Annotated in this window: 17 protein-coding genes; 10 read left to right on the top strand and 7 right to left on the bottom strand. The window is 40.9% G+C overall.

Annotated elements, in window-relative coordinates:
- The first annotated feature begins 213 nt into the window (after positions 1 to 213).
- The 4 genes from KSO91_RS11690 to KSO91_RS11705 all read left to right on the top strand — a co-directional run bounded on the left by KSO91_RS11690 (position 214) and on the right by KSO91_RS11705 (position 2,952).
- Positions 214 to 1,170: a methylenetetrahydrofolate reductase gene (locus KSO91_RS11690; protein ID WP_238743177.1), complete on the top strand. Its 957-nt coding sequence runs from the start codon at positions 214 to 216 to the stop codon at positions 1,168 to 1,170.
- Positions 1,171 to 1,209: 39 nt separating this feature from the next.
- A complete protein-coding gene (locus KSO91_RS11695; protein ID WP_238743178.1) occupies positions 1,210 to 1,986 on the top strand; it encodes a threonine/serine exporter family protein in 777 nt (258 codons plus the stop codon).
- Between the two features lie 111 nt (positions 1,987 to 2,097).
- Positions 2,098 to 2,562: a threonine/serine exporter family protein gene (locus KSO91_RS11700; RefSeq protein WP_238743179.1), complete on the top strand. Its 465-nt coding sequence runs from the start codon at positions 2,098 to 2,100 to the stop codon at positions 2,560 to 2,562.
- 54 nt (positions 2,563 to 2,616) lie between these two features.
- Entirely contained in the window at positions 2,617 to 2,952 is a 336-nt protein-coding gene (locus KSO91_RS11705; RefSeq protein ID WP_238743180.1) for a PBPRA1643 family SWIM/SEC-C metal-binding motif protein, read from the top strand.
- 74 nt (positions 2,953 to 3,026) lie between these two features.
- Here the strand turns inward: KSO91_RS11705 and KSO91_RS11710 are convergent, their stop codons facing one another.
- A complete protein-coding gene (locus tag KSO91_RS11710) occupies positions 3,027 to 4,016 on the bottom strand; it encodes a DUF2333 family protein (protein ID WP_238743181.1) in 990 nt (329 codons plus the stop codon).
- 171 nt (positions 4,017 to 4,187) lie between these two features.
- Between KSO91_RS11710 and folA the strand changes: the two genes are divergently transcribed.
- Positions 4,188 to 4,679, top strand: a complete 492-nt coding sequence (gene folA, locus KSO91_RS11715) for a type 3 dihydrofolate reductase (RefSeq protein ID WP_238743182.1) — start codon at positions 4,188 to 4,190, stop codon at positions 4,677 to 4,679.
- A gap of 85 nt (positions 4,680 to 4,764) precedes the next feature.
- Here folA and KSO91_RS11720 read toward each other — a convergent pair whose 3' ends face one another.
- Genes KSO91_RS11720 through lptD form a run of 5 tightly spaced genes read right to left on the bottom strand, consistent with a single transcriptional unit; the run spans position 4,765 to position 11,100 of the window.
- Complete coding sequence (locus tag KSO91_RS11720) at positions 4,765 to 5,586, bottom strand: symmetrical bis(5'-nucleosyl)-tetraphosphatase (RefSeq protein ID WP_238743183.1); 822 nt, start codon at positions 5,584 to 5,586, stop codon at positions 4,765 to 4,767.
- Complete coding sequence (gene rsmA / locus KSO91_RS11725) at positions 5,586 to 6,401, bottom strand: 16S rRNA (adenine(1518)-N(6)/adenine(1519)-N(6))-dimethyltransferase RsmA (protein ID WP_238743184.1); 816 nt, start codon at positions 6,399 to 6,401, stop codon at positions 5,586 to 5,588. The genes KSO91_RS11720 and rsmA overlap by 1 nt, the downstream gene beginning before the upstream one ends.
- A 25-nt stretch (positions 6,402 to 6,426) precedes the next feature.
- Positions 6,427 to 7,407, bottom strand: a complete 981-nt coding sequence (gene pdxA, locus KSO91_RS11730; RefSeq protein WP_275113979.1) for a 4-hydroxythreonine-4-phosphate dehydrogenase PdxA — start codon at positions 7,405 to 7,407, stop codon at positions 6,427 to 6,429.
- A 2-nt stretch (positions 7,408 to 7,409) separates the two neighbouring features.
- Entirely contained in the window at positions 7,410 to 8,729 is a 1,320-nt protein-coding gene (gene surA, locus KSO91_RS11735; RefSeq protein ID WP_238743185.1) for a peptidylprolyl isomerase SurA, read from the bottom strand.
- 10 nt (positions 8,730 to 8,739) lie between these two features.
- The gene (gene lptD, locus KSO91_RS11740) at positions 8,740 to 11,100 is read right to left on the bottom strand and encodes an LPS assembly protein LptD (RefSeq protein ID WP_238743186.1); all 2,361 of its coding nucleotides are present in this window, start codon (positions 11,098 to 11,100) and stop codon (positions 8,740 to 8,742) included.
- 225 nt (positions 11,101 to 11,325) lie between these two features.
- Between lptD and djlA the strand changes: the two genes are divergently transcribed.
- From djlA to dapD, 3 genes are all read left to right on the top strand, one after another.
- Positions 11,326 to 12,132: a co-chaperone DjlA gene (djlA, locus tag KSO91_RS11745; RefSeq protein WP_238743187.1), complete on the top strand. Its 807-nt coding sequence runs from the start codon at positions 11,326 to 11,328 to the stop codon at positions 12,130 to 12,132.
- On the top strand, positions 12,133 to 12,654 hold the full coding sequence (locus tag KSO91_RS11750; RefSeq protein WP_238743188.1) for a DUF2937 family protein: 522 nt from the start codon (positions 12,133 to 12,135) through the stop codon (positions 12,652 to 12,654).
- 124 nt (positions 12,655 to 12,778) lie between these two features.
- Entirely contained in the window at positions 12,779 to 13,807 is a 1,029-nt protein-coding gene (gene dapD / locus KSO91_RS11755; RefSeq protein WP_238743189.1) for a 2,3,4,5-tetrahydropyridine-2,6-dicarboxylate N-succinyltransferase, read from the top strand.
- Positions 13,808 to 13,848: 41 nt separating this feature from the next.
- Here dapD and KSO91_RS11760 read toward each other — a convergent pair whose 3' ends face one another.
- Positions 13,849 to 14,304, bottom strand: a complete 456-nt coding sequence (locus KSO91_RS11760; protein ID WP_238743190.1) for a DciA family protein — start codon at positions 14,302 to 14,304, stop codon at positions 13,849 to 13,851.
- Between the two features lie 28 nt (positions 14,305 to 14,332).
- Between KSO91_RS11760 and KSO91_RS17655 the strand changes: the two genes are divergently transcribed.
- Together KSO91_RS17655 and secA are read left to right on the top strand one after the other, a co-directional pair.
- Positions 14,333 to 15,256: a M23 family metallopeptidase gene (locus KSO91_RS17655; protein ID WP_275113980.1), complete on the top strand. Its 924-nt coding sequence runs from the start codon at positions 14,333 to 14,335 to the stop codon at positions 15,254 to 15,256.
- A gap of 59 nt (positions 15,257 to 15,315) precedes the next feature.
- On the top strand, positions 15,316 to 18,036 hold the full coding sequence (gene secA, locus KSO91_RS11770) for a preprotein translocase subunit SecA (protein ID WP_238743191.1): 2,721 nt from the start codon (positions 15,316 to 15,318) through the stop codon (positions 18,034 to 18,036).
- Positions 18,037 to 18,217: the final 181 nt, after the last annotated feature.

The following is an 18,217-nucleotide window of genomic DNA, read 5'->3' on the forward strand; positions in this document are numbered from 1 at the left end:
GTAGCTTGATCCTTGCCTGTTTGAAAAAGGAAAAACCAAGGAAAGCACAGGTTGACGAGCATAAAATGGAAAAACAGCTGAAAAAGCTGTTTTATCTTAGCAAAGATCATTTGAGCGAGAATTGCTGTTTTATAAATCTCTGGATTTCATTTGCGCAGTAGATATGCGACAATTTTATATTATTATTTTTGCTTGCCTGTTTAGGAAAACTTTATGTATAAGTCGATATTAAAAAATAAATCCAGTGATCCAAAAGTAGGGGTTTATTTTATCGGAACCACGCCGCCTAAAGAGGATACTGATATTGAATTAGTGGCGGGTATCGCTGATAAATTGTTAGGGCGACTCGAATGTATCGATTATGATGGCCTGATTGTTTATGATATTCAAGATGAAACCTCCCGTACTGATAAGCCTCGTCCTTTCCCTTTTAAACATACTCATGACGTACGATTATACTCGAAACTTTTACATGATAAATCATCTAAACCAGTGATTACTTATAAAAGTGTATCGCAACGTTCCGCTGCTGACTTCTCACATTGGCTCTCAGATGCGTGGCACCAGTATTCAGTGCGTGACATTGTGCTGGTTGGTAGCCCCTCATCAGAGGGTGAAATCAAACTCTCCTTGGTGGATGCTTATAACACGTTAGACGCCCACCATTTAGACTTTCATCTCGGTGGAGTGACCATCGCCGAGCGACATATCGCCAAAGGAGATGAACATTTGCGCCTGCGCGATAAGGAAGCACAGGGGTGTGAATTTTTTATCTCGCAAGCCGTCTATAATGCGCAAGCAACGATTGACCTGTTAACGCGTTATGCGTTGGAATGTAAAAGCCACGGGGAGCAACCAAAGCGTGTTATTTTAACATTCTCACCTTGTGGTAGTGCAAAAACCTTAGCATTTATTGAATGGCTAGGGATTTCTGTGCCAGAGGCGACCAGTTTACGTATTTTGCAATCAGAAAATCCACTTAAAGAGTCATTATATATTAGCCGTAATAATTTTGAGCAGATTCTCCAGGCGTGCTTGCCTTTAGGTATCCCCTTGGGCCTCAATATAGAAAGTTTAACTAATCGTAAAGAGGAAATTGATGCTGCAATTTTATTATTCAAATTACTCAAAGCGACATTAGATCTAAAATTAGCAGAAGCGCAGCTATAAATAGTTTAATTAATAAGTTCTTTTATACAAGGTCAAAAAATGAGCTTAACCTACGAAGCACAAAGTGAATTAACGCGTATTGCGGTAAAAGCGGGGCAGATCTTGCTTCAGCATGGTGCTGAGAGTCGTCTTGTTGAACAAACAACGCAGCGCATTGGGATCGCACTCGGAGCGCAAAGTATTGAACTATCAGTAAGCAGTGATGCGATCGTTATCACCAGTTTACTTGACGGGCATTGTGTAACCACTACCCGCCGTTGTTATGATCGTGGCATCAATATGCATATGGTGTGCGAGGTACAGCGCATTTGTGTGATGCTAGAAAAACAGCTGCTGGATGCGCATCAGGTCAAAGAGCGTTTAAATCGTCTCGTGCCTTTTAAATATAATCGCTGGTTAGTGGTTTTGATGATAGGTTTATCATGCGGCAGTTTTAGCCATTTTTTCGGTGGTGATCTGCCCGTTTATATAACTACTTTTTTTGCTTCTGCGGCGGCGATGATACTGCGTCAAGAACTGGCTCATCGGCAGCACAATCCTTTTGTGAACTTTGCCTTAGCTGCTTTTTTAGCTACTTCCATAGCCAGTATCGGCGTGATCCACCAATTTGGTGAAGATCCGAAAATTGCGATGGCGGCGTGTGTTTTATTATTGGTACCTGGTTTCCCATTTATTAATGCAGTTTCGGATATGCTTAAAGGGCATATTAGCACGGGAATCGCTCGCTGGGTTTTTGCCACACTATTAACAATCAGTGTGTCGATTGGTATTGTGGGCTCAATGGCGGTAACGGGGGTATGGGGATGGATAATTTAATGACGTCAATAAACATATCATTGAGTAATACCCGTTTTGTATGGCGCTCTTTAATACCTAAACTTGTATTTGCTCATACTGCATTAAAGCCGATGGCGGGGGGACGTTGATATGGAACTAATCAAATTATTACTGATTGATGCTTGGTTTGCATGGATCCCCGCCGTCGGCTTTGCGATGGTCTTTAATGTCCCTAAAAAGATGCTTGTTTATTGCGCTATTGGCGGAGCATTTGCCCATAGTTTTCGGTATTTATTGATGTATTGGGGGGTTCATATTGAGTGGGCAACATTAGCCGCTTCAAGTAGCATGGGATTTTTAGGCTTATATTGGTCACGTAAACGTCTTATACCACGGCCTGTTTTTACCGTTGCCTCTGTTATCCCAATGATTCCGGGCAGTTTTGCATTTACGACTGTTATTGGTATTGTGGAATTAAATGCGGGAGGTTATAACATCGCATTGGCGCAGATGGTAATAGAAAATGGTCTACGTACCCTGTTTATTCTTGGCGCGCTGAGTTTTGGTTTGGCATTACCTTCAATATTAATTTACCGTGGTCGTCCGATTGTTTAAAGCTATTTTTAGTGTAAGCTTCGCGCAATTAATTTTCACAAATAGGGTGTTTTAATGTCAGATAAATTTTTCTTTAAAGGGAAAAAAGAGAAAAAGCCAAAGCATTCAAGCTATGGTTTTAATACTAAGCGTGCTGTCAAAGCAGGATCAGAAGAGGCTCCACTGGTTTTAGTTGTTAACAGTGAAGAACGAAAAGCAGAAATCGAGTTGATTGTGCAAGAAAATGCACTGTTTGCAACAATTGAAATCAATGGCGAGCTTGCTGAAAATATCAGTGAACTTAATGCTTTTTTAAATAAACCGAAAACCACTACTTTTGAAAAAAAACCCAATCGTAATGATCTTTGCAACTGTGGCAGTGGCAAAAAATATAAAAAATGTTGTGGTTAGTTTAAGGGCTAAGCATTCGTAAACAGATAAGAAAACCGTTATATCGTGTAACGGTTTTCTTATCACTTTGATTGTTACCCCTGTTCTAACAAAGAGCGCAGATCAATCAGCGCGGCATTCGCTCGTGATACATAGTTTGCCATCACTAATGAATGATTGGCTAATAGGCCAAAACCACTGCCATTTAAGATCATTGGTGACCAAATTGTCTCTTGGGTTGCTTCTAAATCACGAATAATCTGTTTTAAACTCACCTGTGCATTTTTCTTTTGTAACACATCCGAAAAATCTATTTCGACTGCTTTTAAGAAATGCAGAATAGCCCAAGTCGCACCGCGACTTTCATAAAAGATATTATCAATTTGTAACCAAGGGGTTTTAACCTCTGATTCATCTGCCGTTTTAGTTGCTTGTTTAGCGCTCGGATCTCCCGCCAACTCTGTATTGTAACGATCATGGCCAACACTTGCGCTTAAGCGCTGAGAGATGGAGCCTAAGCGTTTTTCTATCTCACGTAACCAATCACTTAAATTGTCTGCACGAGTATAAAATTGTGCTTCTTTTTCATCTGTTACGACAAGTCTTGCTCGATAACGCTTTAAGGCGACAACAGCATCCGCATATTCACCTTCAGCACTCGGTAATGCCCAGCTTTTGTGCGAAATGTTGATTTTAGTTTGTGCTATTTCCAAGTCTTCATCGCCACTTGATTGCGACTGTGAGCGGCTAAAATCTAAGCGCATCACGAGAGCTAAATCTCGTACCTGCTCTAATACGCCAAATTCAAAAGCGGGCATATTATCCATCAGCAGTGCAGGTGGGGTAATATCGTTACCTAAAAAACCGCCTGGTTTTTCAGTTAGCCAACTGGCGATATCAATTAGGGTGGTGGTGGTGGTATAACCCGCTACCAGTTTATGATTATTGGCTTGTGCTTCTGCTATAGCTTTTGCCCTGACATCATAACTAGCAGGCATCCATCCCCACCAAAGTGAGACTATCCATAATAGTAATAGAAGGACCGATACGCCGGTGATGATCCCTTTTTTTAATGAAATTGCCATGTATACTTCCCCAATAAAGGTGTTGTAGAGAGATGCTGAAAAATATGCTGCCTCATCATAGCAAACGGCTAATATTTTATATCGTTTTTTTGGATAGAAAAGCACAATGCAAAGATCTATCCCAGTTGTTTATGATAATCTTGCTTGTAAATAAAAGAAAATAGGATCAATATGAACATTTCTATGATTGCCGCTATGGCAGAAAATCGCGTCATTGGTTTAGATAATAAAATGCCTTGGCATCTGCCCGGCGATCTGCAGTTTTTTAAACGCGTTACCTTAGGTAAGCCCGTTATTATGGGGCGTAAAACCTATCAGTCAATTGGTCGCCCTTTACCCGGCCGTGCTAATATCGTTTTAACGCGTGATAATCAGTTACATATTGAAGGGGTGCATTGTGTGCAAACCGTCGAGCAGGCACTTGCTCTCATAAAAGATGCGCCCGAGGTGATGGTGATCGGCGGTGCCACTATTTATGAACAATTTTTGCACCTGGCGAGCCGCTTATACCTTACTTTTATTGATTTAAAAATAAGCGGCGATACGCAATTCCCAGATTATAAAGCGGTTGCTAATTGGCGTGAAATAGAGCGTGATGCGCATCCGGCTGATCACAAAAATGATTATAACTATCAATTTGTTACTTTGCAGCGAGAGCTATAAAAAAGAGTGCAGTTGTTATCAACAAGCCGATGCTATGAATACAAGCGTTGCATCGATATCCACTAAGGTGCGGCGCAATTAGCCATTAAGTACAGTAAATAGGGCACGCAAGTGAGAAGCGTTTTTTATCTTGCCAGCGTAACATCGTTAGACTATTCCCCCACACACAGGCCGTATCAAGGCCATAAATACCCGATTTATTGACTTTTCCGAGTAGTGACCCCCAATGGCCAAAGATAATCTCGCTGCTTCGATCTAGGCTGTCAAATTCAAACCAAGGTTTTAATTTGCTCAGATCCGTTTGCTCTGGCGCAGAGGTATGGTCAAACTCTAAAGAGCCATCTAAAAAGCAGTAGCGCATACGAGTAAGAGCATTAATAATAAAACGCGAACGAGCGCTACCTTGCAATTGATTTGACCATGAGTTGGGCTGATTATCATATATCGCGGTTAATAGTTCTTTATAGTTATCCGCTTGTAACTCAAGCTCAACTTGTTTTGCATAATGCTCGGCTTGCGGGATAGTCCATTGTGGTGGAATGCCTGCATGAATCATTACAAAGTTAAATTGAGGGTGACGGATAAGCAGCGGCTGCTGGCGCAGCCAATTCAGCAGCTCGTCACAATCAGGTGCCGCCAATAGGTTGCTTAGTTTGTCTTTTTCTCTATCATCCTGAACACCTTGATGGATCGCAAGCAGGTTTAAATCGTGATTACCCAGTACAACTTTGGCACTGTCTCCCAACCCTTTAACAAATCGTAATGTTTGCAGCGACTTTGGACCACGAGCAACGAGATCGCCGGTTATCCAAAGTTCGTCATTTTCCGGATTAAAATCAGCAAGGTGTAATAGTTGTTGCAGTTCATCACAACAGCCTTGTATATCGCCAATAATATAGGTTGCCATTACTGTGCGTTTAGCTGCTGTTGGTAAACATAGTTAGCGACATTGACATATTCTTGCACGGTGATATTTTCTGCCCGTTTACCGATATCAATACCTATTTCCTGCAACTGCTCTGCGGAGAGAATATCTCGCCAGCTGTTACGTACTGTTTTACGACGCTGATTAAAGGCCATTGAGCAAACTTGATTTAGCACTTTAAGGCTTTTTGCCACAAACGGTGGGGTGTTATAAGGCTCTAATCGAACAACTGCAGAGTCAACTTTAGGAGCGGGTATAAATGCTGTTGGCGGTACCTCTAAGACTGGGATCACTTTACAGTAATATTGTGCCATCACGCTTAAACGTCCATAAGCTTTACAATCAGGACCTGCGCAGAGGCGATTAACCACTTCTTTTTGCAACATAAAATGCATATCAGAAATTTTATCTGCATATTCAAAAAGGTGAAACATGAGGGGCGTGGAGATGTTATATGGCAAGTTACCAAATACACGCAGCTGTTTATCTGAATCGACTAGTTTGCCGAAATCGAACTGCATTGCATCGGCTTGGGTTATCTTAAGTTTACTGGCTAACGTTGGGTGCTTGGCTAAACGCTCTGCCAAATCTCTATCAAGCTCGACCACATTTAAACAATCCACTTTGCTAGCAACTGGCTCAGTTAAAGCACCTAATCCTGGGCCTATTTCGACAATATTATCATCGAATTGTGGTGCTATCGCAGCAACAATGGAGTCAATGATATAATCATCGTGTAAGAAATTTTGCCCAAAACGTTTGCGCGCCGTATGCCCTAAGTGTGTTTTATCATTCATCGTTATTTTGCCCTATTTCTTACTGTTAATTTTTACTATTTATCATGGTAATCGCTTCGTTAACTGCGCACAGTAAACTACTCGCATCCGCTTTTCCAGTAGCGGCCAGATCTAATGCTGTACCATGGTCAACGGAGGTGCGGATAAAAGGCAGTCCTAGGGTGATATTGACCGAGTTACCAAAGCCTTTATATTTTAAGACCGGTAACCCTTGGTCATGATACATAGCGAGTACCACATCGGCATCATTTAAATATTTTTCTTGGAATAGGGTGTCTGCAGGTAGCGGGCCAATTAAGTCAATATCTTGTTGTCGTAATTTTTCAAGTGCGGGCTCAATCGTGTCTATCTCTTCGCGGCCCATGTGGCCACTTTCACCTGCATGAGGATTTAAACCGCAAACATAAATACGTGGCTTTTTAATCGCGTATTTCAGTTGCAATTCTTTATTTAAAATATGGATAATTTCAAATAAACGTTGCTCTGTAATTGCTTTGGACACAGCCGCTAAAGGTAAGTGGGTAGTTACCAATGCAACACGCAGTCCGACTGTTGCTAGCATCATCACGACCAAATCGACTTGCGCCTGCTCGGCAAAAAACTCAGTATGGCCGCTAAAAGCAACACCAGCATCATTGATGATCCCCTTATGTACAGGAGCAGTCACCACCGCCGAAAACTCACCCGATATACAACCTTGACTGGCAAAGGTGAGCGTATCTAATACAAACTGTGCGTTGGCTTTATTTAGCTTGCCAGCTTGAACTGCTACTTGCACTGGGATATGGGCGACGATAAGTGTACCAGGCTTAGAAACTTGCACTGTCTGTGTTGCATCATAATCAATGAATGTGATTTTTTCATTAAGTAAGCGGGCGCGCTCAATTAACAAGTGCTTATCACTGCAGACAATTAGTTGTACTGGCCACTGCTGTTTTGCCAATTGTAAAACAAGATCGGGACCAATACCGCTGGGCTCACCTGCTGTGATGATTAAAGGTTTCATTATTACTGTGCCTTAATAATATAATCGGGGTTATTAATTTTAATATACGCCTCTTGACGAATCTCATTCATCCAAGCATAAACTTCGGCAGGAAAACGTTGCTTAAATAAAATAGCGAAGGCTTTCTGCTTGGTTGCTTGCTCTGTAGTATCAGATTCGCGTCGCTCCATGACCTGCAGAATATGCCACCCATGCATGGTATGGAAGGGTTCACTTATTTCTCCGATTGGGAGGGATAATGTTACATCTCTAAATTCAGGAACATACATATTAGGATCTGCCCAGCCGAGTTTTCCCCCTTTGGCAGCCGAGCCCGGATCTTGCGAGTGCTTAGTCGCCAATTCAGCAAATGTACTTTTGCCCGTTAATATTTCTTGGCGATAATCTTTTAGTAATTTTTCTGCTTTCTCATCGCTAAGGATGATGTTCGATTTGATCAGAATATGACGAGCATTGACTTCAACGGTTATCACACTTTGGGATCCTTTTTTATCAAGGATTTTGATAATATGGAGGCCAAGTTCACTGCGAAATGGCCCTATTACATCGCCTTTTTTAGTATTTATGTCATCAAATACAGCGGCAAATAGGGTCGGTATTTCATCTATGGTGCGCCAACCCCAGTCTCCACCTTCGAGTGATTTAGGACCTTGAGAGTAATTCATTGCGAGTGATGCTATATCAACACCCTGTTTAATTTTAAGGATCAGTTCATCTGCTTTTGTTTCAATTGCCTGCTGTTCTGCAATGGCAGTGTCGCCATTGACTTTTAATAGGATATGGGCAAATTTAAACTGCGTTGTTTTGTGTCCTTCCTCGGCAAGCCGTTTGACCATCTGATCTACTTCTTGATCTGAAATATTAATACGGCGTCGTATTTGTATTTGGCGAACTTCATTGATGGTTAATTCATCACGCACCGTATCAACAAAGGCGTTATAACTCTCTCCGGCTTTGGTAAGCTGTGCCTGATACTGCAAAAGTGTTAAGCCCTTATCGGTGGCAACTTGCTGTAGTGTCTGATTGAGTTGTACATCACTGATACGCAATCCCATTTGCTGTGCAATTTGTAATTGCAAACGATCCCCAATTAGCTTGTCGAGGATCTGTTTTTGTATAGAGCCATCTTCAGGTAAGCTTTTGCCACTTTCCTTGTAACGAGTTTGTATTTCTTGCTGCATGCGCGTCATATCACTGCTTAAAATGACCTCCTGATTGACAACCGCTTCAATTTTATCTAATGGTTTACTCTCTGCAACAACTTGAGGTGCGATTAATGTCGCGCAAAAAAAAGGCAGAAGAATAGTTTTTATTAATTTCATTTTTATTCCATTATTGTAAGTAAAAAGGGCGACCGTAATCGAAAAGACCTTGTTCACCAGAAGTAAATCCGACGCCACCTAACCCTTTTAGTTCAAAGGTTAAGCTATAGCTATTTTCAGTTTCGTAGTTATCGTTAATTGAACCCAACTGAGTGATGGGTAACATATGTTTATCGTAAGTCAGACCAAATGCCCAACAACAAGATTGGTATTTTAGGCCGATAATGCTCTCATATGAGTGGCTATATTCGACATCGTAGTAATAACTGGCAAAAGAGTTCCACTGGTTATTGATAGGCCAATTGATTTTAGTGCCAAATTGGTTAACCATCGTGTTCTCATCAAGTAATCCGTTATCGTCGGAGATCGGTGCGACATAGCGATAATTTAATTGTGCATAGGTATTATACAACCAGCGCTTTTCAAAAGTTGCATTAGCGCGATTGAATTCATTATTGTCGCTATCCCATTCCAACCCAGTGTGGAAAAAATATTGATCTGCCAAGTTGATATCGAACTCGCCAATAACGGAAGAGCGACTTGCTGTTTCAGCCACTGCTTCATCTTCTGGCAATTGTGTCTTTGAAGGAACAAAATAGTAATTTTGTCCAATTGCAAAACGCATTTTCTCTTGCCCTTTGGCATTGATAAAACTACTCGAAATTCCGAATGTTATCTGGTTTGCATCAGCAATTCTATCATAACCAGAGAAGCGGTTATCACGAAACAATCCATAATAATCCTGTTGCATAGTGGTGGTATCATAAAGGCCAATATTTGATTGATCTTGATAGGGTACGTATAAATACTGAATTTGTGGCACTAAGGTTTGTTTATATTGACTGTTGAAGATAGAAAAGTCGCGTTCAAAGTTAATGCCCGAATGAATTTTAAAAGAGGGAATATAACGTCCGACGCTTTTATCTAAATCTTCATACCAAGTTTCTTTATTTGTTTCTGGTAAGTTCTGTTGATATACACTGACCATATATTTCAGCTCAGTAGTGATAAACATAGCGTCGTAGTAAAGTGGCAATGACAGCTTCGGCTCTAAATGGATACGGGTACCGCTATAGACGTCCTCATCATTATGTTTAAATTGTGATATTTCAGAGTACCAATCCAGTTGTAAACCTTGCCAATTAAGCGGTTGATAGGCATTAAACGCCAATTTTGGCATCACTTTATGGGGGGTATCACCACTCGATAAAATTTGAAAGTCTCGTACTTCTAATTCACTATTCCAGCTCAGCTCTCGATAACTTAGTTTGGCAGTTTGTAATAGCTGGCTATCGCTGCGTGTACCGTACGCTGTGGTAATATCACTGAAATAGTTGTCATCACTGACTGCTGTATAGTCGGTGGTTAAATTCCAATTTTTGGCAAATCCAACATTATGGTCCCAGTGCTGCAGATAACGGGAGTCGTTACGTATTTTATCATTACTAAGATATTCGCTTTGAATTGTGCCCGCTCCCACATTAAAGAGATAACGATACTGTGCTGCCAATAGCGTGCCGCGCTCTTTCATGTAGGTTGGTGTGATAGTGGCATCCATATTTTCACGGATATTGATATATAGAGGCTGAGAAAGGGTCAAACCATTGGTTTCAGATAGCGTCGCGATTGGAAATAAAAGCCCCGTTTTACGTTTATCTGTCAGTGGGTAGGTCACATAGGGGAAATAGAAAACGGGTACATCTTTTATTTTTAAGATTGCATTATATGCACTGCCAACGCCTTCTTCATTGTCTATATAAAGGGTTGTTGAATCAATTGACCAGGTATTATCACCAGGTGGGCAAGCACTGTAAGAGGATGCGGTGAATTCATAAAGATCTAAACCATTATCATAAACACGATCTGCATTACCCCGTCCGCCTTGTCCATGAAATTGGTAGTCGGCCTGATATAATGTAGTTTGATCATTATCGAGTTGCGTTTCAATGGTATCCGAATAGAGGGTTAGCGCTCCGTTAACAAAATTGATGTTACCTTCCGCGAGTGCTTTATCCTGCTCTTTAAAATAAGTGAGTTTATCCGCTGCTAATAACTTACTGCCTTGGGTGAGGATTACATCACCTTGATAAATAACCGTATCAGTGACCGCTGTCAGCGAGCGAGCTTTGATATTAACGGGGATTTGGTTGTTTTTTCGCGTATCGGTTTCGGGGGTAATAGGTGGAACATTTTGATAACACTGATTGAAGAAAGACGCGCGGGAGCGAGGGGACTTTCGTAGCGGATCAGACGCTGTCTTAGCGTTCGTGCTTAATGGAATCTCGTTGTAAGATGATGATTTTACTGTTTCATCTGCTGACACAAGCGAAAATGGATAAAAAATAAGTAGCAGAGGGAAAAATTTTAACATGTACAACTCACAAAAGTGGATTAGAAACTGAAAGCGTTAAGCTTAGATAAAGAAAAATATAGCCGCTATAATAGAGCAAACTTAAGGTCGCTCCAATCCCTGTTATTTATAAATAGCTTATATTTGTCTATTTTGAGGAATAAAATTGGCAAAACTGAGAATAGTTAGTCAAAATAACCCCAATATTGATGCTTACTATCTTTAATTAATGAGGTTATTACGTTTATGCGAATTTGGGGGAAAATACTTGGTGGTTTTTTTGGTTTCATGTTTGGCCATATTTTTGGGATGTTACTGGGTATTTGGTTAGGCCATCGCTTTGATCGCGCCACGGCGATTAATTTTAATAGGCAAAATGGTTTGTTTGCTAATGCGGTTAGCAGTCAGGCAAAGCAAAAACTCTTTTTTGATAGCACCTTTTCGGTGATGGGGCATATTGCTAAAGCAAAAGGGCAGGTAACAGAAACGGATATTCAAGTTGCCAATGCTTATATGGATCAAATGCGCCTTCAGGGTGAAGCTCGTGCGCAAGCGCAACTTTCATTTGCATCAGGCAAAGAAACTGATTTCCCTCTGCAGCAAACACTGTCCGATTTTGCGCAGATGGTTCGTGGTGATCATAATCTGTTACAGATGTTTTTAGGGATCCAAGTGCAGGTTGCTTATTCTGATGGCGAACTACACAGCAAAGAAAAAGAAATCTTATATAGTATTGCTGAGCAGTTAGGTTTCTCGCGTTTTGAACTAGACCGTTTATTACAGATGTTTGAAGGTCAGCAACACTTCCATCAAGGGAAAACTCGTCAACAACAAGCTGCAAGTGATGAAGACTCATACAAAGTACTGGGGATAGAAAAGAGCGCCGCGGATAAAGAGATTAAACGTGCTTACCGCAAGCTGATGAGTCAACATCACCCTGATAAATTAGCATCAAAAGGTTTACCTGATGAAATGATGGTGTTAGCCAAAGAAAAAGCTCAGGATATTCAATCTGCCTACGAAACGTTGCGTAAATCACGTGGGTTTAAATAGATGCTTATAAAACTTGTGCGTCGTTACAGTCTCAATTTGGTTTTTGCTTTGGCGTTACTGATGGGGTTGCAGCTGCCCAATTTTTTACATCAATATGAAACCCGCTTAGATGCGCATTATATAGAAGCAAAGGACCAATTGAGTCAATATCAGGCACTTGCTGATGTTTATTTTTCAGGCGATTTACATGCTTTAATAAGTAAACATAAAAGCAGTGAACAGCGTTTATTTAAAGCCGAAGCGCAGATAATTGAAAAATTACTGGCCCGTTTTAATCAGCTGAAAGCGCAAAAAAATGCCTTGCAAGGTTCATTAATTAGTCGTTTGTATTTTCTATTGGGGGAGTTACACAGTCCTTTATTAAAAGAAACACAAGAAAATTATAATGCCGAAATAGCCCTAAACCAAGATTCAATCATCGTGGGATTAGCGTCAGCATTACTTTCTACTTTGTTGATGGAGCTGTTATTTTTATTGATAGCGGTGCTTTTTAAACGACTGCGTGTTAGTCCTTGTCAGTAATGCACAGTAAATTGGTCGGATTAATTTTTAGATTTTTTAATTTATCTCTTTAACTATGTGATCTGCTTCTTTATTATGGAAAATATAAACCCCCTGTCTAGACTTTTAAATCGGAGCTTAATTCATGTCTACATTTGCCCTTGCCTTTGGTACTGCTACTAAAAACCGTGATCAAAAAATTATTGAAGCATTTTTCCCTCATCCTCTATTAAATCCAAGTGATGATCTTGTCGCTGTGATTGCGGCCTTAGTGGGCTATGAGAAAGGCAATCAAGTAATTGAAATAAAATGTGAACTAGCGGAGCAGCTTGCTGCAGCATTTAATGGCGCCGCTGAAACAGCCAATGCAGATTTTGCAACTGCGGCGGCCAAATCAACTCAAGCACTTGTCTTGGTTGTTTTAGAAAAAGATGAAGCCCCCTCTAATGTCGCAGAAGGTTACCTTAAATTACAACTCATATCGCACCGTTTAGTGAAACCACACGCTGTAATATTAGATGGTATTTTTGGCGTATTGCACAATATTGCATGGACAAATAAAGGCGCAATTGATTTACCGGAACTGGCTGACCGTCAAATTGAAGCGCGCTTAAAGGGTGAAACCATCAGCGTGGATTGCGTTGATAAATTCCCTAAAATGGTCGATTACATTGTACCTTCTGGTGTGCGTATTGCCGATACTTCACGTGTGCGCTTAGGAGCCCATGTTGGAGAAGGTACAACGGTGATGCATGAAGGGTTTATTAACTTTAATGCGGGCACAACGGGGGTTAGCATGGTCGAAGGCCGTATATCTGCTGGTGTTATGGTAGGGGAAGGCAGTGATATAGGTGGCGGCGCTTCTATTATGGGGACATTAAGCGGCGGCGGGAAAATGGTCATCTCTATAGGTGAAAACAGCCTGTTGGGCGCAAATGCGGGTCTGGGCATTCCGCTTGGCAGTCGTTGTACTATTGAATCCGGTTTATATGTCACGGCAGGATCAAAAGTGAAGCTACTTGATAAAGAAGGCAAAGAAGCTGGGTTTGCTAAAGCTCGAGAATTGGCCAATAAAAATGATCTGCTTTTCCGTCGTAACTCAATGACAGGTCAAATTGAATGTTTAGTGAATAAAAGTGCTGTTGAACTCAACAGCATGCTGCATTCAAACTAAGCCACTCACATTAATAGAAAAGCGCTTTAATGCGCTTTTTTTTATTCTTTTCTTGAATATTTTGCTAATGAACGCAGCGCGGCTTGCAAGCCCGGATCTGCATTTTCTGCTAAGGCTAAAAAAGACTGAGCGACATCATTGGACATTTTACTGGCCCGTTTGATCACTTTTTTGGTGTTTTTTTCGCTCTTCGCGGTGGCCTGTTTCAGTGTTGGATTGATTTTTATTTTAATATTGAGTAGACCAGGTACTAGCTGTCGCGATAGTGTTAGTAGTTCACTTTGCATGAATTTTAAGCGTATTAGCCAGGTTGCATCTGGGATTTCTATAAGCAAGCTCCCGTTTTGTAAATTTCCTATCCTGCAATCTTTGATATTATGTTGTTTCAGATAGCTTTGTAGTAGACTATCGACCTTCGTGATTAGGGCTGTATCATGCTGTAATCCGATTTCTTTCAAGAGAAAAGAAACGGGTTTAGGTTTTCGGGTTCTATTCATTAATTTCATCAACAGTGAATACAGAATTATGAGTATAACGTTTATCTATTCAAGAGAGGAAGCAGAACACTCGTTTTCGCTTACAAAAAATAAATTTCTACTTATCTCTCTTCTTTTTGCCATTTTGTTAATCGCTTGCGCTTGGTTTATACAAGCACATTATCAAAGCCAGCTTAATCAATTCAAAATAACAGCTTTACATGATAGAGATATCAGTAAAGATCAATATCTGCAACTCATTAAAGCTCAGAATGATGAAACATTAGCTGTCTTAGCCACTAAAGTGGGTAATTTACAAGCGCAGTTGAATCGTTTAAACGCATTAGGAGAGCGGGTTATTGAACAATCCAACTTGCCCAAAAAAGAGTTTGATTTTGAATTGCCACTGCCGATGGGAGGCATTGACCCGTCCGGAGAAGATCTTGATTATGAATTCCCCGATTTACTAAATCATATTGAAAACCTTGATCAAGATTTTAAAAATAAACAAAAACAGCTCATGCAGCTTGAAATTACATTAAACAATCGCCATCTCATTGATCAGTTGTATATTTCTGGACGGCCAACAAAAGGGCGCGGCTCATGGGTATCATCTCCATTCGGTATACGCAAAGATCCCTTTTCAGGACGATTGACGCGACATAAAGGTGTTGATATTGCTGGTTTTATGGGAATGCCAATTATATCGACCGCCGCGGGTGTTGTAACGGAATCTGGGAAGAGAAGTGGTTATGGGTTGATGGTTGAAATCCAACATGGTAATGGCTTTGTGACTCGATATGCACATGCCAGCGCATTAAATGTGTCTGTTGGCGATATTGTGAGTAAAGGGCAAACGGTTGCTGTAATGGGTAGTTCAGGGCGCTCAACAGGGCCACATGTACATTACGAAGTATTAAAAAATGGCAAAAAAATCAACCCTGCTTATTATATTCAACGAAAAGCGGGATAACAGACATACTATTCAAACTCTCATTAACTTAACTAAATTTTAAACTACGAGAAAACAAAATGATCACACAGCTAATAACAAAAATAATAGGCAGTCGTAATGACCGTTACTTAAAACAACTTCGTAAAGTCGTTAATGAAATTAATAAGCTAGAGCCGCAAATGCGAGCTCTTACTGACCAGCAATTAAAGGCCAAAACGGCTGAGTTTAAAGAGCGTATTGCATCAGGTGAAAGCATTGATTCAGTGCTCGTAGAAGCTTTTGCTGTTGTGCGTAGCGCCTCTGAGCGCGTTTTTAATATGCGTCCTTTTGATATGCAGCTAATCGGCGGGATGATATTAAATGAAAACAAAATCGCCGAGATGCGTACTGGTGAAGGTAAAACATTAACCGCCACGCTACCCGCTTATTTAAATGCATTATCAGATAAAGGTGTACACGTTATTACCGTCAATGATTACTTGGCGCGCCGCGATGCAGAATGGAATGCACAACTATTTGAATTTTTAGGATTAACCGTTGGTATTAACCTTTCTGGTATGCAACCAGAAGAAAAACGAGCAGCTTACGCTGCCGATATTACTTATGGGACAAATAACGAATTTGGATTCGATTATTTACGTGACAATATGGCCTTTGAAGCACAGCAACGTGTCATGCGTCCTCTGCATTATGCGATTGTTGATGAAGTGGATTCAATCTTAATTGATGAAGCAAGAACACCGTTGATTATATCTGGGCCAACCGATGGTGATGCAACACTTTATACTAAATTAAATACAGTTATTCCGATGTTAACGGCACAAGACAAAGAGGATACAGAAGACTACACCGGCGAGGGGGATTATACGGTTGATGAAAAAAGCCGCCAGGTTTTACTCACTGAACGCGGTCAAGAGAAAGTTGAACGTATCCTTCAAGAGCGTGGTTTGCTTGATGAAAATCAATCTCTCTATTCCGCGTCAAGTATTACTTTACTACACCATGTCAACGCAGCGTTGCGTGCCCACACTTTATTTGAAAAAGATGTCGATTATATCGTCAACGATAAAGGTGAAGTTGTTATTGTCGATGAGCATACTGGACGAACTATGCCAGGGCGTCGCTGGTCTGAAGGGCTGCATCAAGCGGTAGAAGCAAAAGAGGGGATGAATATTCAAAATGAAAATCAAACCTTGGCTTCAATTACATTTCAAAACTTCTTCCGTTTATATACAAAACTAGCGGGAATGACCGGTACTGCTGATACCGAAGCATTTGAATTCCAATCTATTTACGGCTTGGAAACGATTGTTGTGCCTACCAATCAACCCATGATTCGTATTGATAATGGTGATTTAGTTTATCTCACCGAAGAAGAAAAATACCAGGCGATTGTGGCTGATATCAAAACACGTTTAGAACGTCGTCAACCCGTGCTAGTGGGGACTGTTTCTATTGAGAACTCGGAGCTCTTATCGCAATTAATGGATAAAGCAAAAATCAAACACAGCGTGTTAAATGCTAAATTTCATGAAAAAGAAGCGGATATCATTGCCCAAGCCGGCGCATTAGGGTCTGTGACTATCGCCACTAATATGGCGGGGCGTGGTACCGATATTGTATTGGGTGGTAATTTACAGGCGCGCCTAGAAAAATTAGGTGAGTTAAAGACATATCAAATTGAGGCTGAAACAACTGCTTGGCGAGAAGAGCACGACAAAGTACTTGCAGCTGGTGGTTTGTATATTATAGGCACGGAACGTCATGAGTCGCGACGTATTGATAATCAGCTACGAGGACGTTCTGGCCGTCAGGGGGATCCAGGTGAAAGCCGTTTCTACTTATCGATGGAAGATTCACTCATGCGTATTTTTGCTTCAGAGAAAGTATCTAATATGATGAAAAAATTGGGTATGGAAAATGGTGAGGCGATTGAGCATCCTTGGGTCACACGAGCCATTGAAAATGCACAGCGTAAAGTTGAAGGTCGCAACTTTGATATGCGTAAATCATTACTCGATTATGATGATGTCGCTAATGAGCAGCGTAAAGTGATTTATCAGCAGCGTAACGGTGTAATGGACAGTGAAGAGATCACTGAAACCATCGATAATATTTGGGATGATGTTTTTAACGCTTGTTTGAATGAATATGTACCGCAACATTCGCTGACAGAACAGTGGGACTTGAAAGGCTTGGAAACACGCTTAAAGTCTGATTTCTTAATTGAGTTGCCTGTACAGCAGTGGTTGACTGATGATGCAAACCTGCAAGAAGAAACTGTTCGCGAGAATATTCTTAATTACGCCAAACAAAGCTATGCAGCTAAAAAAGAGCAAGTAGGCAATGCGATTATCTCTGGTTTTGAAAAATCAGTTATGTTGCAGACCATTGATTCGCTTTGGAAAGATCACCTTGCATCAATGGATCATCTACGCCAAGGTATTCACCTGCGTGGCTATGCGCAAAAAGATCCTAAGCAAGAATACAAACGCGAATCATTTGAAATGTTTTTAGAACTCCTTGAAAACTTAAAGCATGACGTGGTGATGATACTTTCTAAAGTGCAAGTGCAAAGCAGAGAAGAGGTGGATGAGATTGCAGAGCAGCGTCGTCAAGCTGAAGCACGTGCTAAGATTGAAATGTTACACGCCCAAGCCGCTCACGGTGAAATCAATGAGGATGATCAAAGTGGCCATGAAAGTTTTGTTCGCCAAGAACGAAAAGTTGGGCGCAATGAACCTTGCCCTTGTGGATCAGGTAAAAAATTCAAACAGTGTCATGGTAGATTAGGTTAATTTAGCCACCTGCTAACACTCTCATATATTAAAGGGCTATTTTGTAAATAGCCCTTTTTTGTTTGCCCAGCAAAGCTGGCAAACCCGCTCACTTGCAAGAGAGTGAGATCACCCTGATTGAGGGGAAGATAATCCGAATGGCAAGGGCGTCACTGGCTAACGGTGGGGTCTGAAGGAAGCC

It is taken from the genome of Psychromonas antarctica (assembly GCF_022267535.1).
GTDB classification, from domain to species: Bacteria; Pseudomonadota; Gammaproteobacteria; order Enterobacterales; family Psychromonadaceae; genus Psychromonas; species Psychromonas antarctica.